The sequence below is a fragment of the Nocardiopsis nanhaiensis genome (genome assembly GCF_054778635.1).
This window is the reverse complement of record NZ_BAAGZJ010000012.1, coordinates 75,469-99,925: the sequence shown is the minus strand read 5'-3', so window position 1 is coordinate 99,925 and position 24,457 is coordinate 75,469. Positions and strand designations below refer to the sequence as shown.

Sequence of the window (24,457 nt, the reverse complement as noted above, 5' to 3'; positions counted from 1 at the left end):
CACGGCCGCGCGCACGGCCGAGGACCCTGCGGGCGCGCACACCGTCGCCGCCGGTGAGCGCGAGCGGCGCAGGGACCCGCTGCGCAGGATGATCGCGCTGGCCCGGCCCCGCGGCGGACGGTTCGCGCTGGGCGTGCTGCTCGGTGCCGCCGCCACCGGCTCGGGCGTGGCCCTGCTCGGTGTGGCAGCGTGGATGCTGGCCACCGCTGCCGACCACCCTTCCATCACCGCCCTGAGCGCGGCCGTGGTTGCCACCCGCGCCCTAGGTGTGAGCAAGGGGGTGGCCCGCTACTTGGAGCGGCTGGTCACCCACGACGCCGCCTTCCGGACCCTCGCCGACGTGCGGGTGCGCGTGTACGAACGGCTCGCCAGAACGGAGCCGTTCGGCCGGTTCCGCTCCGGTGATCTGGTGTCCCGGCTGGTCAACGACACCGAGGCCACCCTGGACCTGTTGGTCCGCGGCCTCACACCGCCGCTGGTGTCGGTGGTCACCGGCGGCGCGACCGTCCTGTTCCTGACCGTGGTGTACGTGCCGGGCGGCCTGTTGCTGGCGGCGGGGCTGCTGCTCGCCGGGTTCGCGGTCCCGCTGGCCGCGGCCGCCCTGGGCAAGGGCCCCGGCCAGCGCGAAGCACAGGCGCGCGGAAAGCTCTCCACCACCCTGGTCGACACCCTCCAGGGGGCTCCGGACCTGGTCGCCTACGGTGCCATGGACCGCCAGGTGGCCCGGGTCTACAAGGCCGACGCCGAACTCACCCGGGTGGCCCGGCGCGATGCCGCGACCCTCGGGTTGAGCGCCGGGGCGAACGCGCTCATCACCGGCCTGACCGTGTGGGGCGCGCTCTTCCTGGGGGTGCTCGCCGTGGATGACGGTTCGATCGGCCCCACCGCCCTCGCGGTGCTGGTGCTGACCACGCTCGCCGCCTTCGAGATCGTCGCCCCGCTGCCCGCCGTCGCGGCCAAGCTGGGATCGATCCGGGCCAGCGGCGAGCGGCTGTTCGGCGTCCTGGACACACCGCCCGGGGTGTCACCTCCGGCAAGGGAAGGGCTGGAGATCGACCCGGAGGCCGACGCCACCGTGCGGGTCCGGGACCTGCGGGTGCGGTACGGACCCGAGGAGCCGTGGGCGCTGAACGGCGTGGACCTGGACATCCCCGCCGGGGCGACCGTCGCGGTGGTCGGGCCGAGCGGCGCGGGCAAGAGCACCCTCGCTTCGGTGCTGCTGCGCTTCCTCGACCCCGACGGCGGGCGGGTGGAGATCGGCGGCACCGACATCACCGACTACCCCGCGGACGAAGTGCGCCGGGTGGTGTCCGGTGTCCCGCAGGACCCGCACGTGTTCGCTTCCACGCTCCGCGAGAACCTCCGGCTGGCCCGGCCCGGCGCGGAGGACGGGGACCTGTGGTCCGCGCTGCGGCGGGCACGGCTGGCCGGCGAGGTCGAAGCCATGCCCAAGGGCTTGGACACACAGGTGGGTTCGCACGGAATGGGGCTGAGCGGCGGCATGCGGCAGCGGCTGGCCCTGACCCGCGCGGTGCTGGCGGCCCCCAAGGTGCTGGTCCTGGACGAGCCGACCGCTCACCTGGACCCGGACACCCGCGACGCGGTGGTGGACGACCTTCTGGCTGCCGCTCAGGGGTTCTCGACCCTGCTCATCACGCACGACCTCACCGGCCTCGACCGGGTGGACCGGATCTACGTGGTCCGCGACGGGACGGTGCTGCAGTCCGGGACCCACGAGGAGCTCCTGACCGTGGAAGGGTGGTATCAGCAGGTCTCCGACCGTTAGGGTTCCGACGTGAATCCTGTACGTGAGGTCTTCGGCGGTTTCGGTGTCCTGCTGCGCGGTCTCGGCATCGTGCTGCGCCGACCACGCCTGTTCTTCCTGGGAGCGCTGCCCGCGCTGATCACGTCGCTGCTGTTCCTGGCGGCGTTCGTGGTGCTGGTCATGAACGTCACGGACCTGGTCGCGTGGGCGACGCCGTTCGCCGAGGGATGGGACGGGATCTGGCTGGGCCTGTTCCGGGGTGCCCTGGCGGTGGTGGCCGCGGCCGCCGCGGTCCTGGTCATGGTGGTGGCGTTCACGACGGTGACGCTCGCCCTGGGGTCGCCGATCTACGACAAGATCGCGGAGCGGGTCGAGGAGGAGCTGGGCGACGCACCGGAAGAGGCGGACGAGGCCCTGCTGTCGTCAGTCACCCGCTCGGTGCGGCAGTCGCTGGGCATCGTGCTGGTGTCCCTGACGGTGACCGTCGGCGCGTTCCTGTTCGGGTTCGTCCCCTTCGTCGGCTGGTTGGTGGCCCCCGTGCTGACCGCCGTGGCGGGCGGTTGGCTGATGGGGATCGAGCTGACGTCGAGCGCCTTCGAGAGGCGTGGACTGATGCGCATCCGCGACCGCCGCCACTACATGCGCAAGCGCCGCCTGCGGGTACTGGGCTTCGCGATCCCGACCTACTTCCTGCTGGCGATCCCGTTCGTCGCGGTGGCCGTGTTCCCCGCCGCGGCCGCGGGCGGCACCGTCCTCGCCCGGGAGCTCCTGCCCGCCGCGCCCCAAGCCCCTCAGGGGACCCAAGCTCCCCCGAACCCGCACCAGACCCCGCCCGCGGGCCCGAACCGCCCGCAGGGCCCGCCTCAGGCGCAGTAGCCCGCACACGCACCGAGGGGCGGACGCCGCTCGTGGTCGCCCGCCCCTCGACGGAGATCGGTCAGAGCCTCCGTCCTCAGGAGCAGGAGAGCAACAGGTCGGTGGCCTCCAGCTTCAACTCGAACGGCTCAGGGAGCTACACGGAGCCGTTCCGCAGGGCACGACTGACTTCCAGGTACTCGTCTCCCTGCGGCTTGGCGAAGAGGACGACCTCGTTCGCCCGGGGGTCGATCAGCAAGTACAGGGGAACACCGGCCTGGGCGCAGCCTTAGACCTTGTCCTCGCGGTCGCGCCAGGCGCTGCTCGAAGAGACGACCTCCACTGCGAGTTCCAGCTCTTCGGCCGGGCGCACCCATTCCGGCCCTTCCCAGCCCTCGCCCTCTGCGACTGCTACCGGCATGACCATCAGGTCGGGGACAAAACGATCCCCGGTCTTGGCGATCTCCACCGTTGCCATCTGAAAGTACTCAAGACCCGCACCCATCGCCGGATCGAGCGTCCTCTCCACACGCTTCACCGCTCGAGCGTGCTTGAAACCGGGCGTAGGCGACACGATGATGCTCCCGTTGATGATCTCCGCACGGTAACCATCCGGGAGTTCGAGACTTTCTGCGAGCGTGTGGAGGTCCATCTCAGACTCTCCCGTCCGCTCTTGCACAGCACACGACATAGGGGACTTTCTGCGGTATCCAGAACGTTCCTGAGCGTAGCGAGAGCACACTTTAAGCGTACGCCTCTTCCTGAAGAATCCCCAGAGAAACGGCCTGTGGGCAGCGGAAAGCGGGCGGGAGTTCTGGCGCCCCGAGTTTCGAGCTGAATACACCACAGGACAGGCGCCGTCCGGGGCGGCCGGGTCTGTGGCCGACCTGTGTGCTGCGTGGTTTCGGGTCTTGGTGTGGCTAGCGCAGACCGGGGTTGCGGCGCAGGGCGGTGGTGATCATCCGCTCGACGAGCGCCGTGTAGTCCAGGCCGGTGGCACCCCACATCTGGGGGAAGGCCGAGGACGGCGTGAAGCCGGGCATCGTGTTGAGCTCGTTGACCAGCACCCGGCCGTCCTCCGTGTAGAAGAAGTCCACCCGGGCCAGGCCCTCGCAGCCCATGGCCTCGAAGACGTCGGCGGCCATCTTCCGCAGGCGGGCGATCGCCTCCTCCGGGATCTCGGCGGGGATGGTCAGGCCGCTCGTGGACAGGTACTTGGCCTCGAAGTCGTAGAAGTCGAAGCCCTCCGCCACGTGCACCTCAGCGGGCAGGGAGACGTCTGGGGTGCCGCCGTCCTCCGCCTCCAGCACGCCGCACTCGACCTCGCGGCCGACTACCTGTGCCTCGACCAGGACCTTGGGGTCGTGCTCGCGGGCGGCCTCGACCGCGGCGATCACGGCGTCGGTGTCCTTGGAGTCCTTGACCCTGCTGATGCCGACGCTGCTCCCGGCGCGGGCGGGCTTGACGAACACGGTCTCGCCCAGAGCGGCGATGTCGTCCAGGGCCTTCTTGCGCTCGCTCCGCCAGGTGCGCTCGGTGATGGCGACGAAGTCGCTGGTGGGGATCCCGTTGCCGACCAGGAGGGCCTTCATGAAGACCTTGTCCATGGCTGCGGCGCTGGAGAACACGCCGGCGCCCGCGTAGCGCACGCCCATCATCTCGAACAGGCCCTGGATGGTGCCGTCCTCGCCGAAGGGCCCGTGCAGCAGCGGCAGCACGACGTCCACCTCGCCCAGCCGCTGGGGGCCCTGGTCCGGCGCCACGGTCATGAGCTGACCGGCAGTGTCGAACGGCAGCGCCAGCTCCACGCCGTCCTCGGAGACGGTGGGGAGGGCCTTCGTGCCCTCCTCGATCCGCAACTGTTCCGGGTCGCCGGAGGCCAGGACCCAGTTCCCGGTGGGCGTGATGCCGACCGGCACGACCTCGTAGCGGTCGTGGTCGATGACGGACAGGACGCTGCCCGCGGTGACGCAGGAGATCTCGTGTTCGGAACTACGTCCGCCGAAGACGACGGCGACCCTAATCTTGCGCTGCTCGGACGACATGCTGCCTGACCCTATCTCGCCTGCTGATGGAACTTGAACCGGGAGAAAACCCCCGAGTGTGTCACTTACCCGCGTCGAGCGCCGCGAGGGCGTCGTCGATGAGGTCCTGGGGGTCCTCCAACCCGACGGAGAAGCGGACCGCACCCGGTGAGATGCCCGCCGCGGCCAGTTCGGTTTCGCTCATGCTCCGGTGCGAGGTGGAGGCCACGTGCCCGGCCAGGGTGTGGGTGCCGCCGAGGGAGGCGGCGATGGTGGCCACACGCAGGCGGTCGGCGAAGGCCATGCCCTCCTCGGTGCCGCCGCGCGGGTGGACGGTGACCACGGCGCCGTAGCGGCCCTGGTCGAAGAGCTTGCCCGCGAGCGCGTGCTCGGGGTGCGAGGGCAGGGACGGGTGGTCGACCCGCTCCACGAGGGGGTGGTCGGCCAGGGCGCCGGCGAAGGCCGCGGCGGTCTCGCACTGGCGCTGGACGCGCAACGGCAGGGTCTCCAGCCCTCGGTGCAGCAGGTATGCCTCGTCCGGGGCCAGGCACGGGCCCAGGTCGATCCTGGCCGAGCGGATGCGGTCGATCAGGGCGGGCGACGCCACGGCCACGCCGCCGGTGGTGTCGCTGTGGCCGCCGAGGTATTTGGTGGCCGAGTGGACCACGATGTCGGCGCCGAACTCCAAGGGGCGGCAGACGGCCGGTGAGGCGAACGTTGAGTCCACCACCAGGGCGGCGCCCGCTGCACGGGAGATCCGCGCCAGCTCGGGCAGGTCCGAGACGGTCATGGCCGGGTTGGACAGCGTCTCGGTGAACACCACGCGCGTCTCGGGGGTCACCGCGGCGCGCACGGCGTCCAGGTCGGTGATGTCCACGAAGTCCGTGCGCACGCCGAACCGGCGCATCAGCCGGTCCAGTAGCGAGTACGTGTTGCCGTAGATGGAACGGGACGCCACGACGTGCGCCCCGGACTCCGTGAGGGCCAAAAGCACGGTGCTGATCGCCGCCATGCCGGAGGCGAACGACTGGCCGCGCACCCGGTCCGGGAGCCCGGCGCCCTCCAGCGCCGCGACCGCGTCCGCGAACGCGTCCACGGTGGGGCTGTCGATGCGCGCGTAGGAGTACCCGTCCCGGGTCCCGGCCAGCACGTCCGCGAACCCCTGGGAGGTGTCGAACGCGTAGGTGGTGGCGCGGTGGACGGGCATCCGCATCGGGCGCTCGGCGGGGAGCGGTGTCTTCGGGGCGGACACCGCCCGCGTGTGCTCTCCCGCGTACCCGGAACCTGGTGTGTGTGTCATCGTGCTCGCTCTCAGACCCCGTAGCGTTCCGGCTTGGTGCTGCGTGACATGAACGCCACCAGGGCCTGGGCAGGACTCATGTCGTGGTGCATCATCTTGACGACGGACTCGGTGATCGGCATGTCGACCCCGTTGGCCCAGCCGAGTTCGAGGATCGACTCGGAGGACTTGACCCCCTCCGCCGTCTGCCTGGTCTCGGCGACGACCTGGTCGAGGGTCTTGCCGGCGCCCAGTTTCTCACCGAAGGTCCGGTTCCGCGACAGCGGGGACGAGCATGTCGCCACGAGGTCGCCCATACCGGCCAGCCCGGACAGGGTGTGCTCGTCGGCGCCGAGGGTCACCGCGAGGCGGGTGGTCTCGGCCAGCCCGCGGGTGATGAGCGAGGCCTTGGTGTTGTCGCCGAAACCCATGCCCTCGGCCACGCCGACCGCGAGGCCGATCACGTTCTTCATCGCGCCGCCGATCTCCGCCCCCACCAGGTCGGTGCTGGTGTAGGGGCGGAAGTACGCCGATTTGAAGAGCACCTGGAGGAAGACCGCGGTCTCCTCGTGCGGGCAGGCCACCACGGCGGTGGCGGGCTGGCGCTCGACGATCTCCCGGGCCAGGTTCGGCCCGGACACCACGGCGATCCGCTCCCGCGGGAAGTCCAGGACCTCGCCGATGACCTGGCTCATCCGCATGAGGCTGCCGAGCTCGACGCCCTTCATGAGGCTGACGACCACCGCGTCCTCGGGGATCAGGGGGCGCCAGGCGGCCAGGTTCTCTCGCAGGGACTGCGAGGGCACCGCCAGCACTACGACCCTTGCGCCGTCCAGCGCGTCGGCCGCGTCGGTGGTGGCGCGCAGCCCCGCGTTGAGGGTGACGCCCGGGAAGTAGTCCGGGTTCTCCGAGGACTCGTTGATCGCGTCGACCACCGAGTCCCGGCGCCCCCACAGGACCACCTCCGCCGCGGTCTCCTCACCGTTCTTGCGCGCGAGGTCCGCGGCGTCCGCGACGACGTTGGCGAACGTGGTCCCCCAGGACCCGCTGCCCAGAACCGCGACCTTCACGTTGTCAGCCCTCATCAGGTCGGTCATGCCCCCGTGTTCTTCTTCCCGTTGTCGCCGTTGGCGGTGTCGTCGCTGGCGGTGTCGTCGCTGGCGGTCGGCTCCCCCGAGCCCTCAGCGCTCTCTCCGCTCCCGTCTGTGCCTTCGCCCCGGCCCTTGCCTTCGTCCCCCAGCTCGGCACGCTCGGCGCGCTTGGCCTCGGCGGCCTGCTGGCGGGCCTTCTTGAAGTCGAACGGCTCAGCGGGCGGGGTCTCCCCGCGGATCTCCGCCTGCAGCGCGGTGATGTCGGCCATGATCGCCGCGGTGGCACCGTCGAGGACGGTCGCCGTCAGCGGCTTGTCCCGGAACTCGGACAGGTCCACCGGCGGACCCGCGTTGAACTGGATCCGCTTGCGCGGCGGCAGCAGCCGGGGCTTCTTCTCCCCGTAGGGCAGGAGCTTGTGCTCGCCCCAGTGCGCGACCGGGATGACCGGCACTCCCGTGGTCAGCGCCAGCCGCGCCACACCGTTCCGCGCGGTCATCGGCCACAGCTCGGGGTCGCGGGTGCAGGTGCCCTCGGGGTAGAAGATCACCGAGGACCCGTCCTCGGTGAGCGCCTTCTCGGCCTCGCTGAGCGCCTTGACCGCGTCGGCGCTGCCGCGCTTGATCGGGATCTGGCCGGTGCTCTTGGCCACCGAGCGGACCACGGGGATCTTCATGACCGCGTCCTTCATGGTGAAGGTCGGCCAGCGGCGCGCCCCGATGTAGAGGAAGTGCGCGACGGTCAGGGGGTCGGTAACCGACAGGTGGTTCGCGGCGATGATGGCCCCGCCCTTGGCGGGAACGTTGTCGGTGCCCTTCCACTCCGGCTTGGTCACCAGCCACAGGGCGAACCGGACGATCCGGGACACGACCCACTGGACCCATCGCGATTCTCTTTGCTTGGCCACGGGACTCCTTACTTCTCGCTCCCCGCCCGGTCAGGCGCCTGAGAGCACAACCGATTCAGTCTAGGGTGCGCTGGTGTGCCGGGGTGCGCCGTACGGCGGCCCGGACCAACACGCCCAGGGTGCCCGCGCCGCGCCTGACCCCGAACGCCTACCCTCGTCACTGTCGTTGCCGCATCGACGTCCCGGGGGAACAGTGACCGGCTTTGGAGAGCGGGGCGGGGCTGTGCGCTTCGGGGTGCGCTGGTCCCTGATCGTCCCAGTCAAGCACCTCGGTCTGGCCAAGTCGCGACTGGCCCGGGCCGCCGGGGACCACCGGGAGGATCTGGCGCTGGCGATCGCCTGCGACACGGTGGCCGCCGCGAGGGCATGCCAGGCCACGGGCGCGGTCTTCGCGGTGACCGACGACCCCCGGGCCGGCACCGAACTGGCCCGTCTCGGTGCGGTGGTGGTGCCTGGCGAACCTGACGGCGGGCTGAACCCCGCTCTGGAGCACGGGGCGCGCGCCGCGCGGTACCGGGTGCCCGGGGGCGGGGTGTGCGCGCTGTCGGCGGACCTGCCCGCGCTGCGCCCGATCGAGCTGGGGAGGGTTCTGGCTGCGGCCTCGGCGCACGGGCGGTCCTTCCTGCCCGACACGCCCGGCGTGGGGACCACGCTGCTGGCCGCAACGGCCGGGCAACCGCTCGCCCCCGCCTTCGAAGGGGCCTCCCGCGCCCGCCATCTGGCCGGTGGGGCCCGTGAACTCGTGCTCCCAGGAGTGGGGTCGGTTCGACGGGACGTGGACACCCCCGAGGACCTGGCGGCCGCTGCGGCGCTCGGGGTGGGCCCTCGGACGAGGGGGCTCCTGGACCGGGTGCCGGTCGGCGCCCGGTGCGCGCGCTGAAGCGGTGCCGCCCCCGCTCCGGCGGTGCGGAACCGGCCCCGGCGGTGCAGAACCGGCTCCCGGCCCGGAGGGCGCTCCGTCCGCCCCGGACAGCGCTCCGCCCGGGCTCCCTTGTGGGGAACCCGGGCGGATGACGGCCTGCACGCCTGACGGCGGCGGGGCTACTTCTTGTCGCCGTTGACCAGCGCCTTGAAATCAGCGCCAGCGCGGAACTTCGGAACGAAGCTCGCGGGGACGTTGATGGTGTCGCCGGTGGCGGGGTTGCGCGCGGTGCGAGCCGCACGCTCGGACTTCTCGAAAACGCCGAAGCCCGTGATGGCGACCTTGTCGCCCGACGCCACGGTGGCCTGAATGGTTTCAAGCACAGCGTTGACCGCTTCGGTCGCGGTCTTCTTGTCTCCGAGACGGTCGGAGATCGCGTCGATCAGGTCACGCTTGTTCATAAGGTTCCTCCGGTTCCCCCTTGCTCGCACGAAATTAGGGGAAGCAGAGCCCTTTACACAAATACAAACGCCTGCGACGAAGGCGTGTCGGGCCCCGCCCGACCTGCAAGGTCACCCTCCGCGACCGGTTCGGCCCGACGAACGGGACAGGGGAGGCAGTCCCTTTTGCCCCCTTCTGTGGGCCTCAAATGCCTACGTATAACCGGATTCCGGGCGCGGGACACGCCCAACCCAAGGACACAAAGACTGTAAGCAGTTGCTCACGTCAAGTAAAGGTAAAATTATTCGGGACCGGGGGTGCGCTGCGTCACAACGACCCCCGATCCCGCTTCAAATCGGCGTTTTGCGCCTACAGCGTGACCGGCTTCCAGCGCTCACGGCCGGCCTCGAAGGCCCCGATCTCGTCCGTGTGACGGAGCGTCAGCGCGATGTCGTCCAGCCCCTCCATCAGCCGCCAGCGGGTGTAGTCGTCGAGCTCGAACGACTCCTGGACCCCCGGGGCGCGGACCTCGCGGTTGACCAGGTCCACCGTCACCTCGGTGGCGGGGTCGGCCTCGACGGCCTCCCACAGGTGGTCGATGACCTCCTGCGGCAGCAGAACGGTCAGCAGACCGCCCTTGAGCGAGTTGCCGCGGAAGATGTCCGCGAAACGCGAGGACAGCACGGTCTTGAACCCGTAGTTCTGCAGGGCCCACACGGCGTGCTCGCGGGAGGAGCCGGTACCGAAGTCCGGACCGGCGATCAGCACGTCCGCACCCTTGTACTCGGGTCGGTTGAGCACGAAGTCCGGGTCGGACTTGCGCCACTCGGCGAACAGGCCGTCCTCGAACCCGGTGCGGCTGACCCGCTTGAGGTAGACGGCGGGGATGATCTGGTCGGTGTCGACGTTGCTGGCGCGCAGCGGGACGGCCCGACCGGTGTGGACGTCGAACTTCTCCATGGGAGGACTCTCCTGACGGGGTCGGGGTCTACTCGGAGACCAGGTCGGCGGGCGAGGACAGGGTGCCGCGCACCGCGGTGGCGGCGGCGACCTGCGGGGACACCAGGTGGGTGCGGCCTCCCCTGCCCTGGCGGCCCTCGAAGTTGCGGTTGGAGGTGGAGGCGCTGCGCTCACCGGGCTTGAGCTGGTCCGGGTTCATGCCCAGGCACATCGAGCAGCCCGCCTCGCGCCACTCGGCGCCGGCCTCCTCGAAGACCTTCCCGAGGCCCTCCTCGTTGGCCTGCTCCTTGACGCGCATGGACCCGGGCACGACAAGCATGCGCACGCCGTCGGCGACGCTGCGCCCGCGGACGATCTCCGCGGCGGTCCGCAGGTCCTCGATCCGGCCGTTCGTGCACGAGCCCAGGAAGACCGTGTCCACCCTGATGTCGCGCATCGGGGTCCCGGCCTCGAGGTCCATGTACTGCAGGGCCTTCTCGGCGGCGGCACGGGCGGAGGAGTCCTCGTAGGAGGACGGGTCCGGCACCTCGGCGTGCAGCGGCACGCCCTGGCCCGGGTTGGTGCCCCAGGTGACGAACGGGCTGAGCTCGTCGGCGTTCAGGACCACCTCGGCGTCGAACTCGGCGCCCTCGTCGGTGCGCAGGCTCTTCCAGTGCTCGACCGCGGTGTCGAAGTCCGCGCCCTGCGGGGCGTGCGGGCGGCCCTGGACGTAGTCGAACGTGGTCTGGTCCGGGGCGATCATCCCGGCGCGGGCGCCCGCCTCGATGGACATGTTGCACACGGTCATGCGGGCTTCCATGGACAGGGCCTCGATGGCCTCGCCCCGGTACTCGATGACGTAGCCCTGGCCGCCGCCGGTGCCGATCTTGGCGATCACGGCGAGGATGATGTCCTTGGCGGACACACCCGGCTTGAGCTGGCCGTTGACCGTGACCGCCATGGTCTTGAAGGGCTGCATCGGCAGGGTCTGGGCGGCCAGGACGTGCTCGACCTGGCTGGTGCCGATACCGAAAGCCAGCGCGCCGAACGCGCCGTGGGTGCTGGTGTGGCTGTCGCCGCAGACCACCGTCATGCCCGGCTGGGTGAGGCCCAGCTGGGGGCCGACCACGTGCACGACGCCCTGGTCGATGTCGCCCATCGGGTACAGGCGGACGCCGAAGTCCGAGCAGTTCTTGCGCAGCGTCTCGACCTGCTTGCGGGACACGGGGTCGGCGATGGGTGCCAGGAGGTCCATCGTCGGGACGTTGTGGTCCTCGGTGGCGATGGTCAGGTCCGGACGGCGCACGGGGCGACCCGCCAGGCGCAGGCCCTCGAAGGCCTGCGGACTGGTCACCTCGTGGACGAGGTGGAGGTCGATGTAGAGCAGGTCCGGCTCGCCGTCGGCACGTCGGACGACGTGCTCTTCCCAGACCTTTTCGGCCATCGTGCGTGCCATGGGCGATCGCCTCTCTCGTGTCTAGCGTATCTGGCGCGTCTCGGCAGTGGCCTCTCAGGAACCGTGGGCGCCGCTGGCCTCGCGCGCGGATCGCGGCGCATGTGCGGACCGACTTGCATTCCACATATCGAGACGGCAATATCAAGCCATGGACAACTCTAGCTCATCCAGCGGTGTCGGTGTCCTGGACAAGACAATGTCCGTCCTCGACGCATTGGAATCGGGCCCCGCATCGCTGGCCCAGCTGGTCCAGATCACCGGTCTGGCCCGCCCCACCGCCCACCGCCTCGCTGTCGCCTTGGAGCGGCACCGCATGGTCACCAGGGACAGCCAGGGCCGCTTCGTGCTCGGCCCGCGCCTGGGTGAGCTGTCGATCGCCACCGGGGAGGACCGCCTGCTCGCCGTGGCCGCCCCGGTCCTCGTGCAACTCCGCGACCTGACCGGCGAGAGCGCCCAGCTCTACCGCCGCCAGGGCGACCTGCGGGTGTGCGTGGCCGCCTCCGAGCGCAGCAGCGGCCTGCGGGACACCGTCCCGGTCGGTAGCGAGCTGCCCATGAACGCCGGCTCGGCCGCCCAGGTCCTGCTCGCGTGGGAGGACTCCGACCGCATCCGCCGCTCACTCGTGGGCGCCCGCTTCACCGCCGCCAGCCTCTCCCAGGTGCGCCGCCGCCGCTGGGCGCAGAGCGTCGCCGAACGGGAGCAGGGTGTCGCCTCGGTCTCCGCCCCCGTGGCCGGCCCCGGAGGGCGCGTGATCGGCGCCGTTTCGGTCTCCGGCCCCATAGAGCGCCTCAGCCGCTCCCCCGGGCGCATGCACTCGCAGGCGGTCGTGTCGGCCGCCGAGAAGATCAGCGAGTCCCTCCACACCTACGAGGGCGCCCACTAGTACACGATGATCTTGCCCCCAGCTCCACTCTCGGGCGCCGGCGGAGGCAGGGGCAAGATCATCCCTGTTCACGGCCGCCGCCGAACGGCGTGAGGGCGGTGCTCCCCACTTGGGGGGCGCCGCCCTCTTCGCATGTCCGCCTTCCTCGTGCACCCAGCACCTGCCCGCCCCCACCCTCTGCCCGCCCCTGCGGAAGCGGCTGCGTGCGCGGGCACTCGGGGCCGACCGGCTCGAAACCCCGCCCCCACCCGTGGACACTTACTGACACAATGTCTAACATGACGGGATGTCTCATAAGAACGTGACTGGGAACACAGCCTCCCAAGCCGATCTCGACGCCTTCCGCGAGCTCCAGCAGCTCGCCTACCAGGCCGCCGGCGACGTGGCGGCCACCCTCGGGCCCGGGGTCACCGAGCGCGAGGCCGCCCGCCGCATCCGCGAACACCTGGAGGGCCGAGGGGTCCAGGACTGGTTCCACACCCCCTTCGCCTGGTTCGGGGACCGCACCGCCTTCCGCAACTTCCGCGTCCCCTTCCAGTTCTTCCCGACCCGGCGGCGACTGGAGGAGGGCATGCCCTTCATCCTCGACTGCGCACCGGTCCGGGACGGCTACGTCGCCGACATCGGCTACTCCGGCTACCTCGGCGAGAACCCCCTGCACGACCGCCTCATGGACGACCTCCGCGCGCACCGCGAACTCATCGTCGAAAGGGTGCGCGCGGGTGAAACCCTCCAGGACGTCTACCGCGCCGTCGACGCCCTCATCCGCGAGCAGGGCTACGACAACCGGCACCGGGTCTACCCCGGCCGCGTGATCGCCCACCAGGTCGGCAAGGTCGAGTCGCGCCTGCCCAAGCGCATAGTCGCGGGCTTCGGCATCCGCTCCCTCCAGACCCTGTTCGGAGACCTCGTGGTCGAGCGCATGCACCACCGCTCACCCCTGTGGGCGGACGGCGACATCTCCGCCCACCCGGCGACCCCCGGCATGTGGGCGGTGGAGCCCCACATCGGCTTCCGCGACATGGGTGTGAAGTTCGAGGAGATCCTCGTCGTCACCGAAGACGACGCCTACTGGCTCGACGACGACCTGCCGCACGTCCGCCGGTGGAACAGCGGTTCCCGCGCCTCCCTGCCCACCGTCGGCGCCCCCACCCCCGGTTCCCTCACCACCGTCGGCGCCAGCGAGGAGACGACGACCGCATGAGCACCAGACCGCACCGCTACGCCACCGCCACCGACGGCCAGCGCCTGGCCGTCTACTCCTCCGGGGACCGCGCGAAGCCCACCCTCGTCCTCGTGCACGGCTACCCGGACAACGCCACTGTCTGGGACTCCCTCGTCGCCGAGCTCTCAACCGAATACCACGTCGCCACCTACGACGTCCGCGGCGCCGGGCGCTCCACCGCGCCCGACGACCGGTCCGGCTACCTGATGGACCAGCTCGCCGACGACCTGCGCACCGTCGTCGACACCGTCAGCCCCGACCGGCCGGTCCACCTGGTCGCGCACGACTGGGGCTCCATCCAGACCTGGCACGCCGTCACCGAGCCGAAGCACACGCACCGCTTCGCGTCCTTCACCTCGGTCTCCGGCCCCAACCTCGACCACGCGGGCCACTGGCTCCAGAAAGCCCCCGACGGGGTCCGCAACGTCCTGCGCCAGGCCGTGCGCTCCAGCTACATCGGCTTCTTCAGCACCCCCGGCCTGCCCGAGGCCGCCTGGCTCACCGGGGTCGGCGGTGCCGCCCTGGCCGGGCTGGAGCGCATCGGCGGCGGCCCCCGGGTGCCCGCCAAGCGCGCCACCCGCGACTACCTCAACGGCCTGGCCCTGTACCGGGCCAACATGCTCCGCCGCTTCACCAAACCCGCCGAGCGCCGCACGCACGTGCCGGTCCAGGCGCTGGCACCCACACACGACGCGTTCATGGTCGAGCAGGTGCAGTCCAACGCGGGGCGCTGGGTCGAGGACTTCCGCTTCCACCGCTTCAAGGGCGGCCACTGGTCCGTGCGCTCGAACCCCGCACCCGTCGCGCGGCGCGTGCGCGCCTTCGTCGAGGAGATCGAGTCCGGTGCCCCCCGCCCGGCCCGCAACCTCACCGCGCAGCAGGCCCGCCGCCACGGCGGCGCCTTCGCCGGACAGGTCGCCGTGATCACCGGTGCGGGCAGCGGCATCGGCCGGTGCCTGGCCTTCGAGCTGGCCGAGCGCGGGGCCCGGATCGTCGCGGTCGACATCAACACGCCGGCGGCCGAGCGCACCGCCGAACTCTGCTCCATGATCACGCCCGGCTCCAGCGCCCAGCGCGTGGACGTCACCGACTCCGCCGCCATGGACAAGCTCGCCGCGTGGGTGCGCGACGAGTACGGGGTCCCCGACCTGGTGGTCAACAACGCGGGTATCGGCGTGGCCGGGCCCTTCCTCGAAGCCAGCACCGAAGACCTCGAGCGGGTCGTCGACATCAACCTGTGGGGCGTGATCAACGGCTGCCGCGCCTTCGCCCCGATGATGGTCGCCTCCGGTGGGGGCGGCAGGATCGTCAACACGGCCTCCGCCGCCTCCTACCTGCCCTCACGCCTGTACGGCGCCTACTCGGCCACCAAGGCCGCGGTACTGGGACTCAGCCGCTCCCTGCGCGGCGAGCTCGCGGGGCAGGGCGTCAGTGTCACCGCCGTGTGCCCGGGTCTGATCAACACCGGGATCATCAGCAACGCCCGCCTCTCGGGGATGGGCGAGGTCTCCGGCGCCAAGGACCGGCTCAACCGCCTCTACCGGCTGCGCGGCTACACCCCCGAGAAGGCGGCCCGGCGCATCGCCGACGCCGTCGGGTCCGGCCCGGAGATCGTCCCGGTCACCGGTGAAGCGCACGTCGGCCTGGCCCTGTCCCGCCTGTCCCCGCGCGCCCTGCGGGGCTACGCCCGCCTCGCGCCGCCGCTGTAGCGCCGCACCGCCCCCTTTCCTCTGCCCACCTCGCTGCCACCCAGGAGGCCGATCATGACCACCGACCGCTCCACCTCCCCCAACTCCCCCACCCCAGACGTGGACGAACCCGACCGCCTCGTCCTGCACGCCCGCGACGTCCAGTTCGACTGGAGCGAGCTGGACCTGCACTGGATCCCGAACGAGCCCTTCGCCACCCACGTCATCAACGTGCTGCATCTGCTCCTGCCCGAGGGCGAGCGGTGGTTCGTGGAGGTCTTCAAGCAGGCCGTCCCGTACATCACCGACGACGGGCTCCGCGAACAGGTGCTCGGCTTCATCGGCCAGGAAGCCGTGCACGCCGAGGCGCACGCGGGCGTACTCGACCACATGGACGCCCACGGCCTGGACCCGCGCCCCTACGTCGAGCAGATCGCCTGGATGTTCCGGGTCGTCCTCGGCGACCGCGACCTGTCCGGGCCCCGCGAGTTCGCCTGGCTGCGCACCCGGCTGGCGGTCATCGCCGGGATCGAGCACTACACGGCCGTTCTGGGCCAGTGGGTGCTGGACGCCGAGAAGCTGGACGAGGTCGACACCGACCCCACCATGCTGGACCTGCTGCGCTGGCACGGCGCCGAAGAGGTCGAGCACCGCGCGGTCGCCTACGACCTGTACATGCACCTGGACGGCGGCTACCCGCGCCGCGCGGTCACGATGGGCGTGGCCGCCCTGGCCCTGGCGTCGCTGTGGGTGCGCGGGGTGCGCTTCCTCATCGCCAACGACCCCTACCTGAGGGGCAGGATCAACGGGCGCTCGCCCAAGGCCTCCTGGGCGCTGCGGGACGGCAAGCGCGGGCTGATCCCGCACCTGGGCCGTCTGGCCCGGGCCGTCCCCGAGTACCTGCACCGCAAGTACCACCCGGCGCACCACGGCTCCACCAGCCAGGCCGTCGCCTACCTGGCGGTCTCCCCCGCCGCCCGGGCCGCCGGCGCCGCAGAGCAAGGGGCCGCCCGGTGACCGGCGACCGCGACCGCGGGGTCGGGCACAGCTCCGAGTCCTACGCGAACCCGCGCTCCCCCGTCTCCCTGTTCGGCCGCGGGAAGCGCCCGGACCGGTTCATGCTGGCCCTGGAGCGGCTGGCCAAGCGCATCGAACCGGTCACCTCGACGTGGCGGCCGGGGCACCCCGTCCCGGATCCCTCCGGCGCCCTTCCGGTGCGGGTGACCCGCGTGCAGCGCCCCGCGGCGGATGTCGCGGTGCTCACCCTGGCCCCCGCCGAACCCGGTGCGTCCCTGCCCCGCTGGCAGCCCGGTCACCACGTGGACGTGGAGCTGGGCGACGGCGTGGTGCGGCAGTACTCCCTCAGCGGCGACCCGGCCGACCGCTCTTCCTACCGGATCGCGGTGCGCCGCATCGAGGGCGGTGCGGGTTCGGGGATGGCGCACAGGCTCACCGAGGGGGACACGGTCGGGTTGCGCGGCCCGCGCAACGCCTTCCCTCTCGCCCGCGCCGAGCGGTACCTGTTCGTGGCGGGCGGCATCGGGATCACCCCGATCCTGCCGATGGTGCGGGCGGCGCACAGCGCCGGCCGGGACTTCCGGTTCGTCTACACGGGCCGGAACCGGGAGAGCATGCCGTTCCAGGATGAGCTGCCCGAGGGCGCGGGAGTGTTCGTGCGCCCCGACGACGAGTACGGGACCCCGGACGCAGAGGAGATCCTGGCCGGCCTCACCCCGGGCACGGCCGTGTACGTGTGCGGTCCCGCACCGCTGATCAACGCGCTGCGGGAACGGGCGCCCCTCGGCACCCCGTTCTTCTCCGAGCGGTTCTCACCGGCGCCCATCGCGGACGGCCGCCGGTTCGAGGTGCGGCTGGGCCGCTCCGGCCCGGTGCTCTCGGTCCCGGAGGACGAGTCGGCGCTGGACGCGGTGCGGAAGGTGCGCCCCGAGACCGCCTACTCCTGCCGTCAGGGCTTCTGCGGCACCTGCCGGGTGGGGCTGTTGGAGGGCGTGCCCGACCACCGCGACCGGCCCACCGGCGGATCGCCGCGCGGCGGGGAGTTCGCCTTGTGCGTCTCCCGAGCCGACGAGGGGGAACGGCTGGTGCTGGACCTGTGAGGTGGTGCGGGGCGCGATAGTTTCGGGGAGAGGACGGATTCGAGCAAGCCCGCGAGGGCTCGGGAGGTTTCGACAACGGTGGTGTCCCACAGGGCCGACCGTCACCAGGCGCGGGTGACGGTTCCGGCGGGCCCGGTCCCTACGCCGGGTACCGAGCGGCGACGACGCCGCATGGCGCCACACGAACGCAGGGAGGACCTGATCCGGACGGCGCTGCGCGTGTTCGCGCGGCGCCCGCCGGGTGACGTCACCCCCGAGGAGATCGCCGAGGAGGCCGATGTCTCCCGGGCACTGGTCTACCGCTATTTCCCCAACATGGCGGAGCTGCGGCGGGCCGCGCTGGAACAGGCCATGTCGGAGCTCATGCCGAGGCTGGTCCCGCCCGACGACCTGCCGCCGCTGGAGCAGCTGCGGCTCGCACTGCGGACCTTCATCGACTTCGCGGACTCCTACGAACCGTCCTACACCGCCCTGCTGAACGGGGGCTCGGTGATCGCGACGGAGGAGACCGAAGCGGAGATCGACCGGGTCCGTGACGGTGTGCGGACCCTGATCCTGGAGCGGGTGGGCATCAGCACCCCCTCGCCCCGGCTGGTGCTGGCCCTGCGCTGCTGGGTGTCGGCGGTGGAGACCGCGGTGATGTTCTGGCTGCGCGACCGGGAGATGTCCCGGAACGAGCTGGCGGACTGGCTGCTCGACCAGCTCGCCGCCATGCTGATCGCCGCCGGGGGCCCGATGGAGGAGCTGGAGGAGCTGGCCGCCCACGCGGAGTGAGCTCCGGGGGAGGCCGGGCTCCGCGGGGCCGGAACTCCTTGGCCCTCCGCTGAGCCCCGCGGGTCGGCGGCCACCCCGGACACACGAAAGGCCCCATCCTGTGGATGGAGCCTGGTGATCGCGTACCCCCGAGCGGATTCGAACCGCCGTTACCGCCTTGAGAGGGCGGCGTCCTAGGCCACTAGACGACGGGGGCCTAGTCGGTGCGAGCTGAACCGTGAAACCACGATACCCACTCGAACCGGACACCGGTGGCGCGCACCGGCCAGAAAGAAAGCTTCCCACGTGTGGAAGCCACTTCCCGTTGGTACCCCCGAGCGGATTCGAACCGCCGTTACCGCCTTGAGAGGGCGGCGTCCTAGGCCACTAGACGACGGGGGCGCACCTGGGTCGAAGACCCGTGCCGATCGCGGTGAACCGCGATCATGCGCTGGCCTACCAGGACTCGAACCTAGACTAACTGAACCAGAATCAGCCGTGCTGCCGATTACACCATAGGCCAATGCTTTGAGAGGACCCGGTAGCTTCTCGCTGCCCTGTCCCCCTCGGCGACGTGTTTAACTCTAGCGGACATTCTGAGTGCTCGCGAACGGAAACCGGGGTGACCGGGCTGTGGGCCCGGCCACCCCGCCCCGATCAGCCCTCCTGGCCGGCCTTCTCCTCGGCGCGCAGGCGCTCCAGAGCGGCCTCCAGGCGCGCCTGGACCCGCTCTCGGCCGAGCAGCTCCAGGGACTCGAACAGCGGCAGGCCCACGGTCCGTCCCGTGACGGCCACGCGGACCGGCGCCTGGGCCTTGCCCAGCTTCAGGCCGAGCGTGGCCCCGGTCTCCTCGGTGGCGGCCTTGAGGTCGTCCGCTGCCCACACCAGCTCGGGGTCGGCGTAGCGCGCCAGAGCGGCCTCCACCATCTCCTTGCCGACACCGGGCTTCATCGCCTTGCGCCAGCTCTTCTCGTCCTCGACCGGCTCCCCTAGGAACAGGAAGTCCACGTTGGGGACGATCTCGCTGAGGACCGCCACGCGGCTCTGGGCCAGCGGAGCGACGGCGGCGAAGACCTCGGGGTCGTAGTCGGCGGCGTCCCACGGGGTGTTCTTCCCGGTGAGCCACGGCTGGCAGCGCTCGATGAAGTCCTCGACGCCCAGTTCCCGGATGTACTCACCGTTGAAGGCCCGCAGCTTCTTCTCGTCGAAGAAGGCGCTGGAGCTGTTGACGTCCTGGATGCGGAACAGCGGCACCATCTCGGGCCACGGCATGATCTCGCGGTCGTCTCCCGGTGCCCAGCCCAGCAGCATCAGGTAGTTGACCATCGCCTCGGCGAGGTAGCCCTCCTCCTGGTAGGACTCCAGGGCGACCTTGTCACGGCGTTTGGACAGCTTCTTTCGCTGCTCGTTGACGATGACGGGCAGATGCGCCCACACCGGCGGGGTCAGGCCCAGCGCCTCCCACAGCAGCTGCTGCTTGGGGGTGTTGGACAGGTGCTCCTCCCCGCGGATGACGTGCGTGATCCGCATCTCCACATCGTCGAGGACGTTGGCCAGAACGAACAGCGGGGAGCCGTCGGCGCGGGCGACCACGAAGTCCTCGATGGACGCGTGGTCGAACTCCACGCGGCCGCGGACCTGGTCGTCCACGACCGTCGGGCCGCCCTCCGGGACCCGGAAGCGCAGCGCGCGGCCCGGCCCGGGCACCAGGCCGCGGTCGCGGCAGAAGCCGTCGTAGCCCAGGTTCGGGTTGTCGCGCCGCTCCTGCACCTGCTCGCGGGTGCAGTCGCAGTAGTAGGCGCGCCCGGAGCGGTAGAGGTCCTGCGCGCTCTCGCGGTGCTGGTCGACGTAGGCCGACTGGTAGTAGGGACCTTCGAAGTGCGGGTCCTCGGAGTCGATACCGATCCAGGCCATCGCGCGGATGATGCCGTCGGTCCACTCGGGACGGTTGCGTGCGGCGTCGGTGTCCTCGATGCGCAGCACCATGCGGCCCTCGGGCTGCTGTTGGGCCAGCGCCCAGTTGAAGAGCGCGGAACGTGCGCCACCGACGTGGAACATGCCCGTGGGGGAAGGGGCGAAGCGGGTACGAATCGGAGTCTCAGTCACGGACCCCAGGGTATCCGCGGCACGGGATGACCTGTGGGAAGTCCCGGAACCGCGGTGGACGGAACCGCTGACCGGCTGAGGACCAAGGGCAGCCCGGCAGCGGACCAGGGTCGGCCAGCGGCGGTCAGGGGTTGATCGGCAGCGGTCGGGCGTGCATCGGACCCAGCCCGTACTCTCGGGAGAGGGCGTCGGCGAAGCCCGCGGCGATCTTGATCTCGCCGTCGTCGTTGGGGTGGGTGCCGTCGTAGGTGTCCGTGACCACGTCCCAGTCCTCCGCCTTTGCCAGGTCGAAGCTGGCGACCGGGGAGCGTTCGGTGGACAGCTCCTCGGCCAACGAGCGCACGAGCTCGTTGTAGACGTACACGCGCAGCGCGAATCCGTCGTCGGTGTCGGCGAGCGCGATCGGCAGCGCCTCGGCGATGAGGATCCGGATGCCGGGGTTGGCCGCGCGGGCGCCCTCCACGTAAGTGCGCAGACGCTGTTCCATGTCGGCGGCGGTGATCGGGTACACGAGGTCGTTGAGGCCGATCATCACGCACAGGACGTCCGGCCGGTGGAACAGCACGTCCCGGTGGATGGTGGTGGCGGCGTCGGCCAGGGTGCGGCCCCAGCGTGCGTTGTGGTCCTGGTCGAAGTCCGGGTCCCGGTACTCGACGGTTCCGGGGTCGCCCTCGTCGGGTTCGCCGCCGCTGAGCTCCGGCGGGACGATCTGCTCCGGGGTGGCGGGGGCGGTGAAGGGGCCGACGAAGTCCAGTCCCTCGACGTGCGGTTCCAGGTGGTTCCACAGGTGGAAACGCCAGGTCCAGTCGCCGTCGGCGCCCTGGGTCATGGAGTCCCCGGCCAGCATCAGGCGCACCTGGCTCTGCCCCCGGTCCGATGGGGTCTCGGGCTCGGAAGGGCGTTCGGGCTCGTCGGGCCCGGGGCGGGTCAGCATCCACAGGCCCGAACCCAGGAGGGCCAGGACGAGCGTGAGGACGCTCGCGAAGAACGCGGGTCGGACGTAACTGCGTCGCCGGGACAAGTGATCAGACCTTCCGCTCGGCGGGACGGTGCCGCACGCACCGTCCCCGGGTTCGGGCGTGTTCGGCGTTCACGCCCTGGGGCCGCACACGGCGCGGGCCCGTGCGCGGCCCTCATCTGCTCGTCAGTCCCGGGTGACCACCCGGTTGCTGATGGTGCCCAGGCGCTCCACGGTGACGGCGACCTCCTGGCCGACCTCGACGGGGCCCACGCCGGCGGGGGTGCCGGTCAGGAGCACGTCACCCGGGAGCAGGGTCATGAACGAGGTGACATAGGAGATGATGCCCGGGATGTCATGGATGAACTGTGACGTACGCCCGTCCTGTCGGGTCTCACCGTCGACGGTGGTGGTGACCGCGAGGTCTTGGGCCTCCTCGATGCTCAACCCGGTGGTGATCCACGGGCCGATCGGGCAGAAGGAGTCGAACCCCTTGGCCCTGGTCCACTGCTTGTCCTGCTTCTGCAGGTCCCGGGCGGTGACGTCGTTGGCGACGGTGTAGCCGAGGATGACGTCCTTGGCCCGCTCCCGGGGTACCTCGCGGCAGGGCCGGGAGATGACGATGGCCAGCTCGCCCTCGAAGTCGACCCGCTCCGAGACCGTCGGATAGAAGATGGGGTCGTGCGGCCCGGAGACCGCGGTGGACGGCTTGAGGAAGACCACCGGCTCTTCGGTGGACTCCCCGGTGATGTCCTTCATCTCGGCGACGTGCTCGGCGTAGTTCTTGCCGATGCACACCACCTTGGTGGGCAGGACCGGTGACAGTAGGCGCACGTCGGCGAGCTTGGCCCGCTCACCGGTGAGTTTGATGTCCCCTAGCAACGGGTGGCCCGTCAGTCGGGCGACGAAGTCCTCCCCCGTGTCCGTGTCCGTCTCGACCAGGCCGAACCCGACCTCATCACCGGCCGCGAACCTCGCGATACGCACCTGTTGCCTCCCAGCAGCCCTGCTTGACTCGCTCTTGCCGCTTGCAGCGTAGCGGCGAAGGGGCAGGTCCTGCCCAGGCGCCTCCGCGCACACGCCGCAGAAGCGGGTACTGGTGAGGGTTGGGACGGTGAAGACAAACAACCGAAGCCGTGACACACCAATACTTCCTGGGGCGCTGCTTGGCCCTCTGTGGGGGCGATCTCTGGCATGCTGGGTGCGTTGTCCGAAGCTCTCGGGAGCTGTCCGCTCCGGGAGCAGGCGGCTCGCCCAGGTGGGCGAGAACACCGCCCAGGGTGGCTGTCATGACACCCGGCCACCCCGTGGGAACGCCTTTCCCGACCGCATCCGGTCGGCGCGTCCCCGCGGCCGTCGGAAGGCGCCGGAGGCCCCGCCTCCTCCGCCGGGGACCGTCGGTACCGCCGTCCACCGTCGAGAGGTTGAGCCTCGTGCCCCGCAAAGCTTCCCGCGCCAAGCACCGCCGACCGCGCAGGTACCCCATGGGTCTCGCGCTCGGCCTGTGCCTGGTTTCGGGTGCCTCCGCCGTGCTGATGGTCAGCGTGCCCGAGCCCGACGCCGACCCGGATTCTCCGCAGGAGACCTCCGCGGGCGGCCCCGTAGGAGACGGGGTGCCCGAAGAGGACGGCCGCCGCCACCCGACCCCCGACCCCTCCGCCGACTCCGAGGCGGGGGCGGACGGCCCCTCCCCCAGCCCGTCACCGGAAGAGGACGACGAGGAGGACCTCCCGGTCCTGCAGCGTTCGGTGGAGGAGGAGGTCGACTCCGCGGACGGCGAGATGGAGGTCATGGAGGGTGAGAGCGAGGTCATGGGCGAGGGTTCGCTGACCACCTTCGCCGTCGAGGTCGAGGAGGGCCTGCCCGGGGACAACGACGACTTCGTCGAGGCGGTCGAGGAGATCCTGGGCGACCCGCGCAGCTGGGGCGAGGACGGCGACCGCTCGCTGCAGCGGGTGGACGGCGACGACGCCGACATCCGGGTCCTGCTGGCCGCACCGGACACGGTGGACAGCATGTGCGCGCCTCTCCAGACCAACGGGTTCGTGTCCTGCGCCAACGGCAACCGCGCCATCATCAACCAGAACCGCTGGGTGTCGGGCGTCGAGCACTTCGAGGACGACCTGGAGACCTACCGGATCTACCTGATCAACCACGAGGTCGGCCACACCTTCGGGCACGGCCACGTGGACTGCCCCGGCGACGGCGAGCCCGCCCCGGTGATGCAGCAGCAGACCCTGGGCCTCCAGGGCTGCGAGCCCAACGGCTGGGTGGACCCTTAGGCCCCGTCGGGAGCGATCCGGCACGTCCCCGCCGCAACCAATCCGGTACGGGCCGCGCAACGAAGAAGACACAACGAATGGTTCGCGGGCACAGCAGTGTTCCCCCTGAGGCGGGGCGCTTCTAGTGTGTTCCGGATCCGGCCCCACCGCGACCGGGGCCGCCCGTCGTCTGCGCGGGGCCCTGCACCCCGCGCCGTAGTCCGCCCGCCCCGCACCGGGCGAGAGAGTGAGGCCGCATGTGTGATTGCCGCAAGCCCCGTTCCGAGTCCGTCCTTCCCGAGGTGACCAGGCGCTCCGCATTCGGTGCCGTCGGCGGCGGCGCCCTGGTGGGGGTGGTGACGGCCTGCGGCGGCGACCAGGCCGCCGACGACGGAAACGGAACCGATGGCGGGAACGGCGGCGGGGAGCCCGGTGACGCGGACGGCCCCATCGCCACCACCGACGAGGTCCCGGTCGGCGAGGGCACCATCTTCAGCGATCACGAGGTGGTCGTCACCCAGCCCGAGGAGGGCACCTTCCGGGCCTTCTCCACCAGCTGCACGCACGAGGGCTGCCCGGTGGACGAGGTCGCCGACGGGGAGATCGCGTGCCCCTGCCACGGCAGCCGGTTCTCCATCGAGGACGGGTCCCCCACCGAGGGCCCCGCGGACAGCCCCCTCCAGGAGGTCGAGATCCGCGTCGACGGCGAGGACATCGTCCTCGCCTGAGTCGTCCCGCGACCCGAGGGGCGCTGGGACCGCGGTGTCGGCCCGGCGCCCCCTCTTCGTTCCCTCTGCGTTCGCCCCGTCCGGTGGTGGGTGGGGACACGCCCCGGCGTCTTCAGGGGCC

22 protein-coding genes and 3 tRNA genes are annotated in these 24,457 nt (G+C 71.0%); 11 read left to right on the top strand and 14 right to left on the bottom strand.

Translation table 11 applies throughout. The annotated features are described in order from the left end of the window. Positions 1-88 precede the first annotated feature (88 nt). Complete coding sequence (gene cydC / locus ACYVD1_RS08335) at positions 89-1,786, top strand: thiol reductant ABC exporter subunit CydC (protein WP_460769938.1); 1,698 nt, start codon at positions 89-91, stop codon at positions 1,784-1,786. A gap of 9 nt (positions 1,787-1,795) precedes the next feature. Further along, positions 1,796-2,641, top strand: coding sequence for an EI24 domain-containing protein (locus ACYVD1_RS08330; RefSeq protein ID WP_460769892.1), 846 nt, complete (start codon positions 1,796-1,798; stop codon positions 2,639-2,641). A gap of 268 nt (positions 2,642-2,909) precedes the next feature. Here ACYVD1_RS08330 and ACYVD1_RS08325 read toward each other — a convergent pair whose 3' ends face one another. From ACYVD1_RS08325 to ACYVD1_RS08305, 5 genes are all read right to left on the bottom strand, one after another. Further along, on the bottom strand, positions 2,910-3,272 hold the full coding sequence (locus ACYVD1_RS08325; protein ID WP_460769889.1) for a Uma2 family endonuclease: 363 nt from the start codon (positions 3,270-3,272) through the stop codon (positions 2,910-2,912). Between the two features lie 268 nt (positions 3,273-3,540). Next, on the bottom strand, positions 3,541-4,665 hold the full coding sequence (locus ACYVD1_RS08320) for a D-alanine--D-alanine ligase family protein (RefSeq protein WP_460769886.1): 1,125 nt from the start codon (positions 4,663-4,665) through the stop codon (positions 3,541-3,543). Positions 4,666-4,726: 61 nt separating this feature from the next. Continuing rightward, complete coding sequence (locus ACYVD1_RS08315; RefSeq protein ID WP_460769884.1) at positions 4,727-5,944, bottom strand: trans-sulfuration enzyme family protein; 1,218 nt, start codon at positions 5,942-5,944, stop codon at positions 4,727-4,729. An 11-nt stretch (positions 5,945-5,955) separates the two neighbouring features. Continuing rightward, positions 5,956-7,020 (bottom strand): NAD(P)H-dependent glycerol-3-phosphate dehydrogenase, encoded by a 1,065-nt coding sequence (locus tag ACYVD1_RS08310; protein WP_460769881.1) that lies wholly within the window; start codon positions 7,018-7,020, stop codon positions 5,956-5,958. Further along, positions 7,017-7,919, bottom strand: coding sequence for a lysophospholipid acyltransferase family protein (locus ACYVD1_RS08305; RefSeq protein WP_460769877.1), 903 nt, complete (start codon positions 7,917-7,919; stop codon positions 7,017-7,019). Before ACYVD1_RS08305 ends, ACYVD1_RS08310 begins: the two co-directional genes overlap by 4 nt. A 235-nt stretch (positions 7,920-8,154) precedes the next feature. On the opposite strand from ACYVD1_RS08305, the gene cofC reads away from it, so the two are divergent. After that, positions 8,155-8,799 carry a 2-phospho-L-lactate guanylyltransferase gene (cofC, locus tag ACYVD1_RS08300; RefSeq protein ID WP_460769936.1) on the top strand — a complete coding sequence of 215 codons (645 nt, stop codon included), beginning with the start codon at positions 8,155-8,157 and terminating at the stop codon, positions 8,797-8,799. A 161-nt stretch (positions 8,800-8,960) separates the two neighbouring features. Here cofC and ACYVD1_RS08295 read toward each other — a convergent pair whose 3' ends face one another. The 3 genes from ACYVD1_RS08295 to leuC all read right to left on the bottom strand — a co-directional run bounded on the left by ACYVD1_RS08295 (position 8,961) and on the right by leuC (position 11,617). Continuing rightward, positions 8,961-9,242 (bottom strand): HU family DNA-binding protein, encoded by a 282-nt coding sequence (locus tag ACYVD1_RS08295; RefSeq protein ID WP_460745497.1) that lies wholly within the window; start codon positions 9,240-9,242, stop codon positions 8,961-8,963. Between the two features lie 349 nt (positions 9,243-9,591). Then, on the bottom strand, positions 9,592-10,182 hold the full coding sequence (leuD, locus tag ACYVD1_RS08290) for a 3-isopropylmalate dehydratase small subunit (RefSeq protein ID WP_460769872.1): 591 nt from the start codon (positions 10,180-10,182) through the stop codon (positions 9,592-9,594). Between the two features lie 28 nt (positions 10,183-10,210). Next, complete coding sequence (gene leuC, locus ACYVD1_RS08285; protein ID WP_460769868.1) at positions 10,211-11,617, bottom strand: 3-isopropylmalate dehydratase large subunit; 1,407 nt, start codon at positions 11,615-11,617, stop codon at positions 10,211-10,213. 196 nt (positions 11,618-11,813) lie between these two features. Between leuC and ACYVD1_RS08280 the strand changes: the two genes are divergently transcribed. From ACYVD1_RS08280 to ACYVD1_RS08255, 6 genes are all read left to right on the top strand, one after another. Beyond that, on the top strand, positions 11,814-12,500 hold the full coding sequence (locus ACYVD1_RS08280; RefSeq protein ID WP_460745837.1) for an IclR family transcriptional regulator: 687 nt from the start codon (positions 11,814-11,816) through the stop codon (positions 12,498-12,500). A 286-nt stretch (positions 12,501-12,786) separates the two neighbouring features. Further along, the gene (locus ACYVD1_RS08275; protein WP_460769866.1) at positions 12,787-13,704 is read left to right on the top strand and encodes a M24 family metallopeptidase; all 918 of its coding nucleotides are present in this window, start codon (positions 12,787-12,789) and stop codon (positions 13,702-13,704) included. After that, complete coding sequence (locus ACYVD1_RS08270; RefSeq protein WP_460769863.1) at positions 13,701-15,434, top strand: SDR family oxidoreductase; 1,734 nt, start codon at positions 13,701-13,703, stop codon at positions 15,432-15,434. The genes ACYVD1_RS08275 and ACYVD1_RS08270 overlap by 4 nt, the downstream gene beginning before the upstream one ends. Before the next feature lie 54 nt (positions 15,435-15,488). Next, entirely contained in the window at positions 15,489-16,430 is a 942-nt protein-coding gene (locus ACYVD1_RS08265) for a metal-dependent hydrolase (protein WP_460769860.1), read from the top strand. Beyond that, positions 16,427-17,530, top strand: coding sequence for a PDR/VanB family oxidoreductase (locus tag ACYVD1_RS08260; RefSeq protein ID WP_460769858.1), 1,104 nt, complete (start codon positions 16,427-16,429; stop codon positions 17,528-17,530). Before ACYVD1_RS08265 ends, ACYVD1_RS08260 begins: the two co-directional genes overlap by 4 nt. Before the next feature lie 171 nt (positions 17,531-17,701). Beyond that, positions 17,702-18,304 (top strand): TetR/AcrR family transcriptional regulator, encoded by a 603-nt coding sequence (locus tag ACYVD1_RS08255; RefSeq protein WP_460769856.1) that lies wholly within the window; start codon positions 17,702-17,704, stop codon positions 18,302-18,304. Between the two features lie 123 nt (positions 18,305-18,427). On the opposite strand, the gene ACYVD1_RS08250 is transcribed toward ACYVD1_RS08255, so the two are convergent. The 6 genes from ACYVD1_RS08250 to ACYVD1_RS08225 form a co-directional block, all read right to left on the bottom strand. Beyond that, a tRNA-Glu gene (locus ACYVD1_RS08250) sits at positions 18,428-18,500 on the bottom strand. Positions 18,501-18,609: 109 nt separating this feature from the next. Beyond that, a tRNA-Glu gene (locus ACYVD1_RS08245) sits at positions 18,610-18,685 on the bottom strand. 49 nt (positions 18,686-18,734) lie between these two features. Further along, a tRNA-Gln gene (locus tag ACYVD1_RS08240) sits at positions 18,735-18,806 on the bottom strand. 134 nt (positions 18,807-18,940) lie between these two features. Beyond that, complete coding sequence (gene gltX, locus ACYVD1_RS08235) at positions 18,941-20,389, bottom strand: glutamate--tRNA ligase (RefSeq protein ID WP_460769854.1); 1,449 nt, start codon at positions 20,387-20,389, stop codon at positions 18,941-18,943. 124 nt (positions 20,390-20,513) lie between these two features. After that, a complete protein-coding gene (locus ACYVD1_RS08230; RefSeq protein WP_460769850.1) occupies positions 20,514-21,410 on the bottom strand; it encodes a GDSL-type esterase/lipase family protein in 897 nt (298 codons plus the stop codon). Positions 21,411-21,533: 123 nt separating this feature from the next. Beyond that, on the bottom strand, positions 21,534-22,334 hold the full coding sequence (locus ACYVD1_RS08225) for a fumarylacetoacetate hydrolase family protein (protein ID WP_460769848.1): 801 nt from the start codon (positions 22,332-22,334) through the stop codon (positions 21,534-21,536). A gap of 497 nt (positions 22,335-22,831) precedes the next feature. Between ACYVD1_RS08225 and ACYVD1_RS08220 the strand changes: the two genes are divergently transcribed. After that, the gene (locus tag ACYVD1_RS08220) at positions 22,832-23,629 is read left to right on the top strand and encodes a DUF3152 domain-containing protein (protein WP_460769933.1); all 798 of its coding nucleotides are present in this window, start codon (positions 22,832-22,834) and stop codon (positions 23,627-23,629) included. A gap of 281 nt (positions 23,630-23,910) precedes the next feature. Next, the gene (locus ACYVD1_RS08215; protein ID WP_460769844.1) at positions 23,911-24,336 is read left to right on the top strand and encodes a Rieske (2Fe-2S) protein; all 426 of its coding nucleotides are present in this window, start codon (positions 23,911-23,913) and stop codon (positions 24,334-24,336) included. Positions 24,337-24,457 lie beyond the last annotated feature (121 nt).

Coding starts and splice junctions, on each gene's coding strand:
- cydC (WP_460769938.1), top strand. CDS start 89: ATGATCGCGCTGGCCCGGCCCCGCGGCGGACGGTTCGCGCTGGGCGTG.
- ACYVD1_RS08325 (WP_460769889.1), bottom strand. CDS start 3,272: ATGGACCTCCACACGCTCGCAGAAAGTCTCGAACTCCCGGATGGTTAC.
- ACYVD1_RS08320 (WP_460769886.1), bottom strand. CDS start 4,665: ATGTCGTCCGAGCAGCGCAAGATTAGGGTCGCCGTCGTCTTCGGCGGA.
- ACYVD1_RS08315 (WP_460769884.1), bottom strand. CDS start 5,944: ATGACACACACACCAGGTTCCGGGTACGCGGGAGAGCACACGCGGGCG.
- ACYVD1_RS08310 (WP_460769881.1), bottom strand. CDS start 7,020: ATGACCGACCTGATGAGGGCTGACAACGTGAAGGTCGCGGTTCTGGGC.
- ACYVD1_RS08295 (WP_460745497.1), bottom strand. CDS start 9,242: ATGAACAAGCGTGACCTGATCGACGCGATCTCCGACCGTCTCGGAGAC.
- leuD (WP_460769872.1), bottom strand. CDS start 10,182: ATGGAGAAGTTCGACGTCCACACCGGTCGGGCCGTCCCGCTGCGCGCC.
- leuC (WP_460769868.1), bottom strand. CDS start 11,617: ATGGCACGCACGATGGCCGAAAAGGTCTGGGAAGAGCACGTCGTCCGA.
- ACYVD1_RS08280 (WP_460745837.1), top strand. CDS start 11,814: ATGTCCGTCCTCGACGCATTGGAATCGGGCCCCGCATCGCTGGCCCAG.
- ACYVD1_RS08275 (WP_460769866.1), top strand. CDS start 12,787: ATGTCTCATAAGAACGTGACTGGGAACACAGCCTCCCAAGCCGATCTC.
- ACYVD1_RS08270 (WP_460769863.1), top strand. CDS start 13,701: ATGAGCACCAGACCGCACCGCTACGCCACCGCCACCGACGGCCAGCGC.
- ACYVD1_RS08265 (WP_460769860.1), top strand. CDS start 15,489: ATGACCACCGACCGCTCCACCTCCCCCAACTCCCCCACCCCAGACGTG.
- ACYVD1_RS08255 (WP_460769856.1), top strand. CDS start 17,702: ATGGCGCCACACGAACGCAGGGAGGACCTGATCCGGACGGCGCTGCGC.
- ACYVD1_RS08220 (WP_460769933.1), top strand. CDS start 22,832: ATGGGTCTCGCGCTCGGCCTGTGCCTGGTTTCGGGTGCCTCCGCCGTG.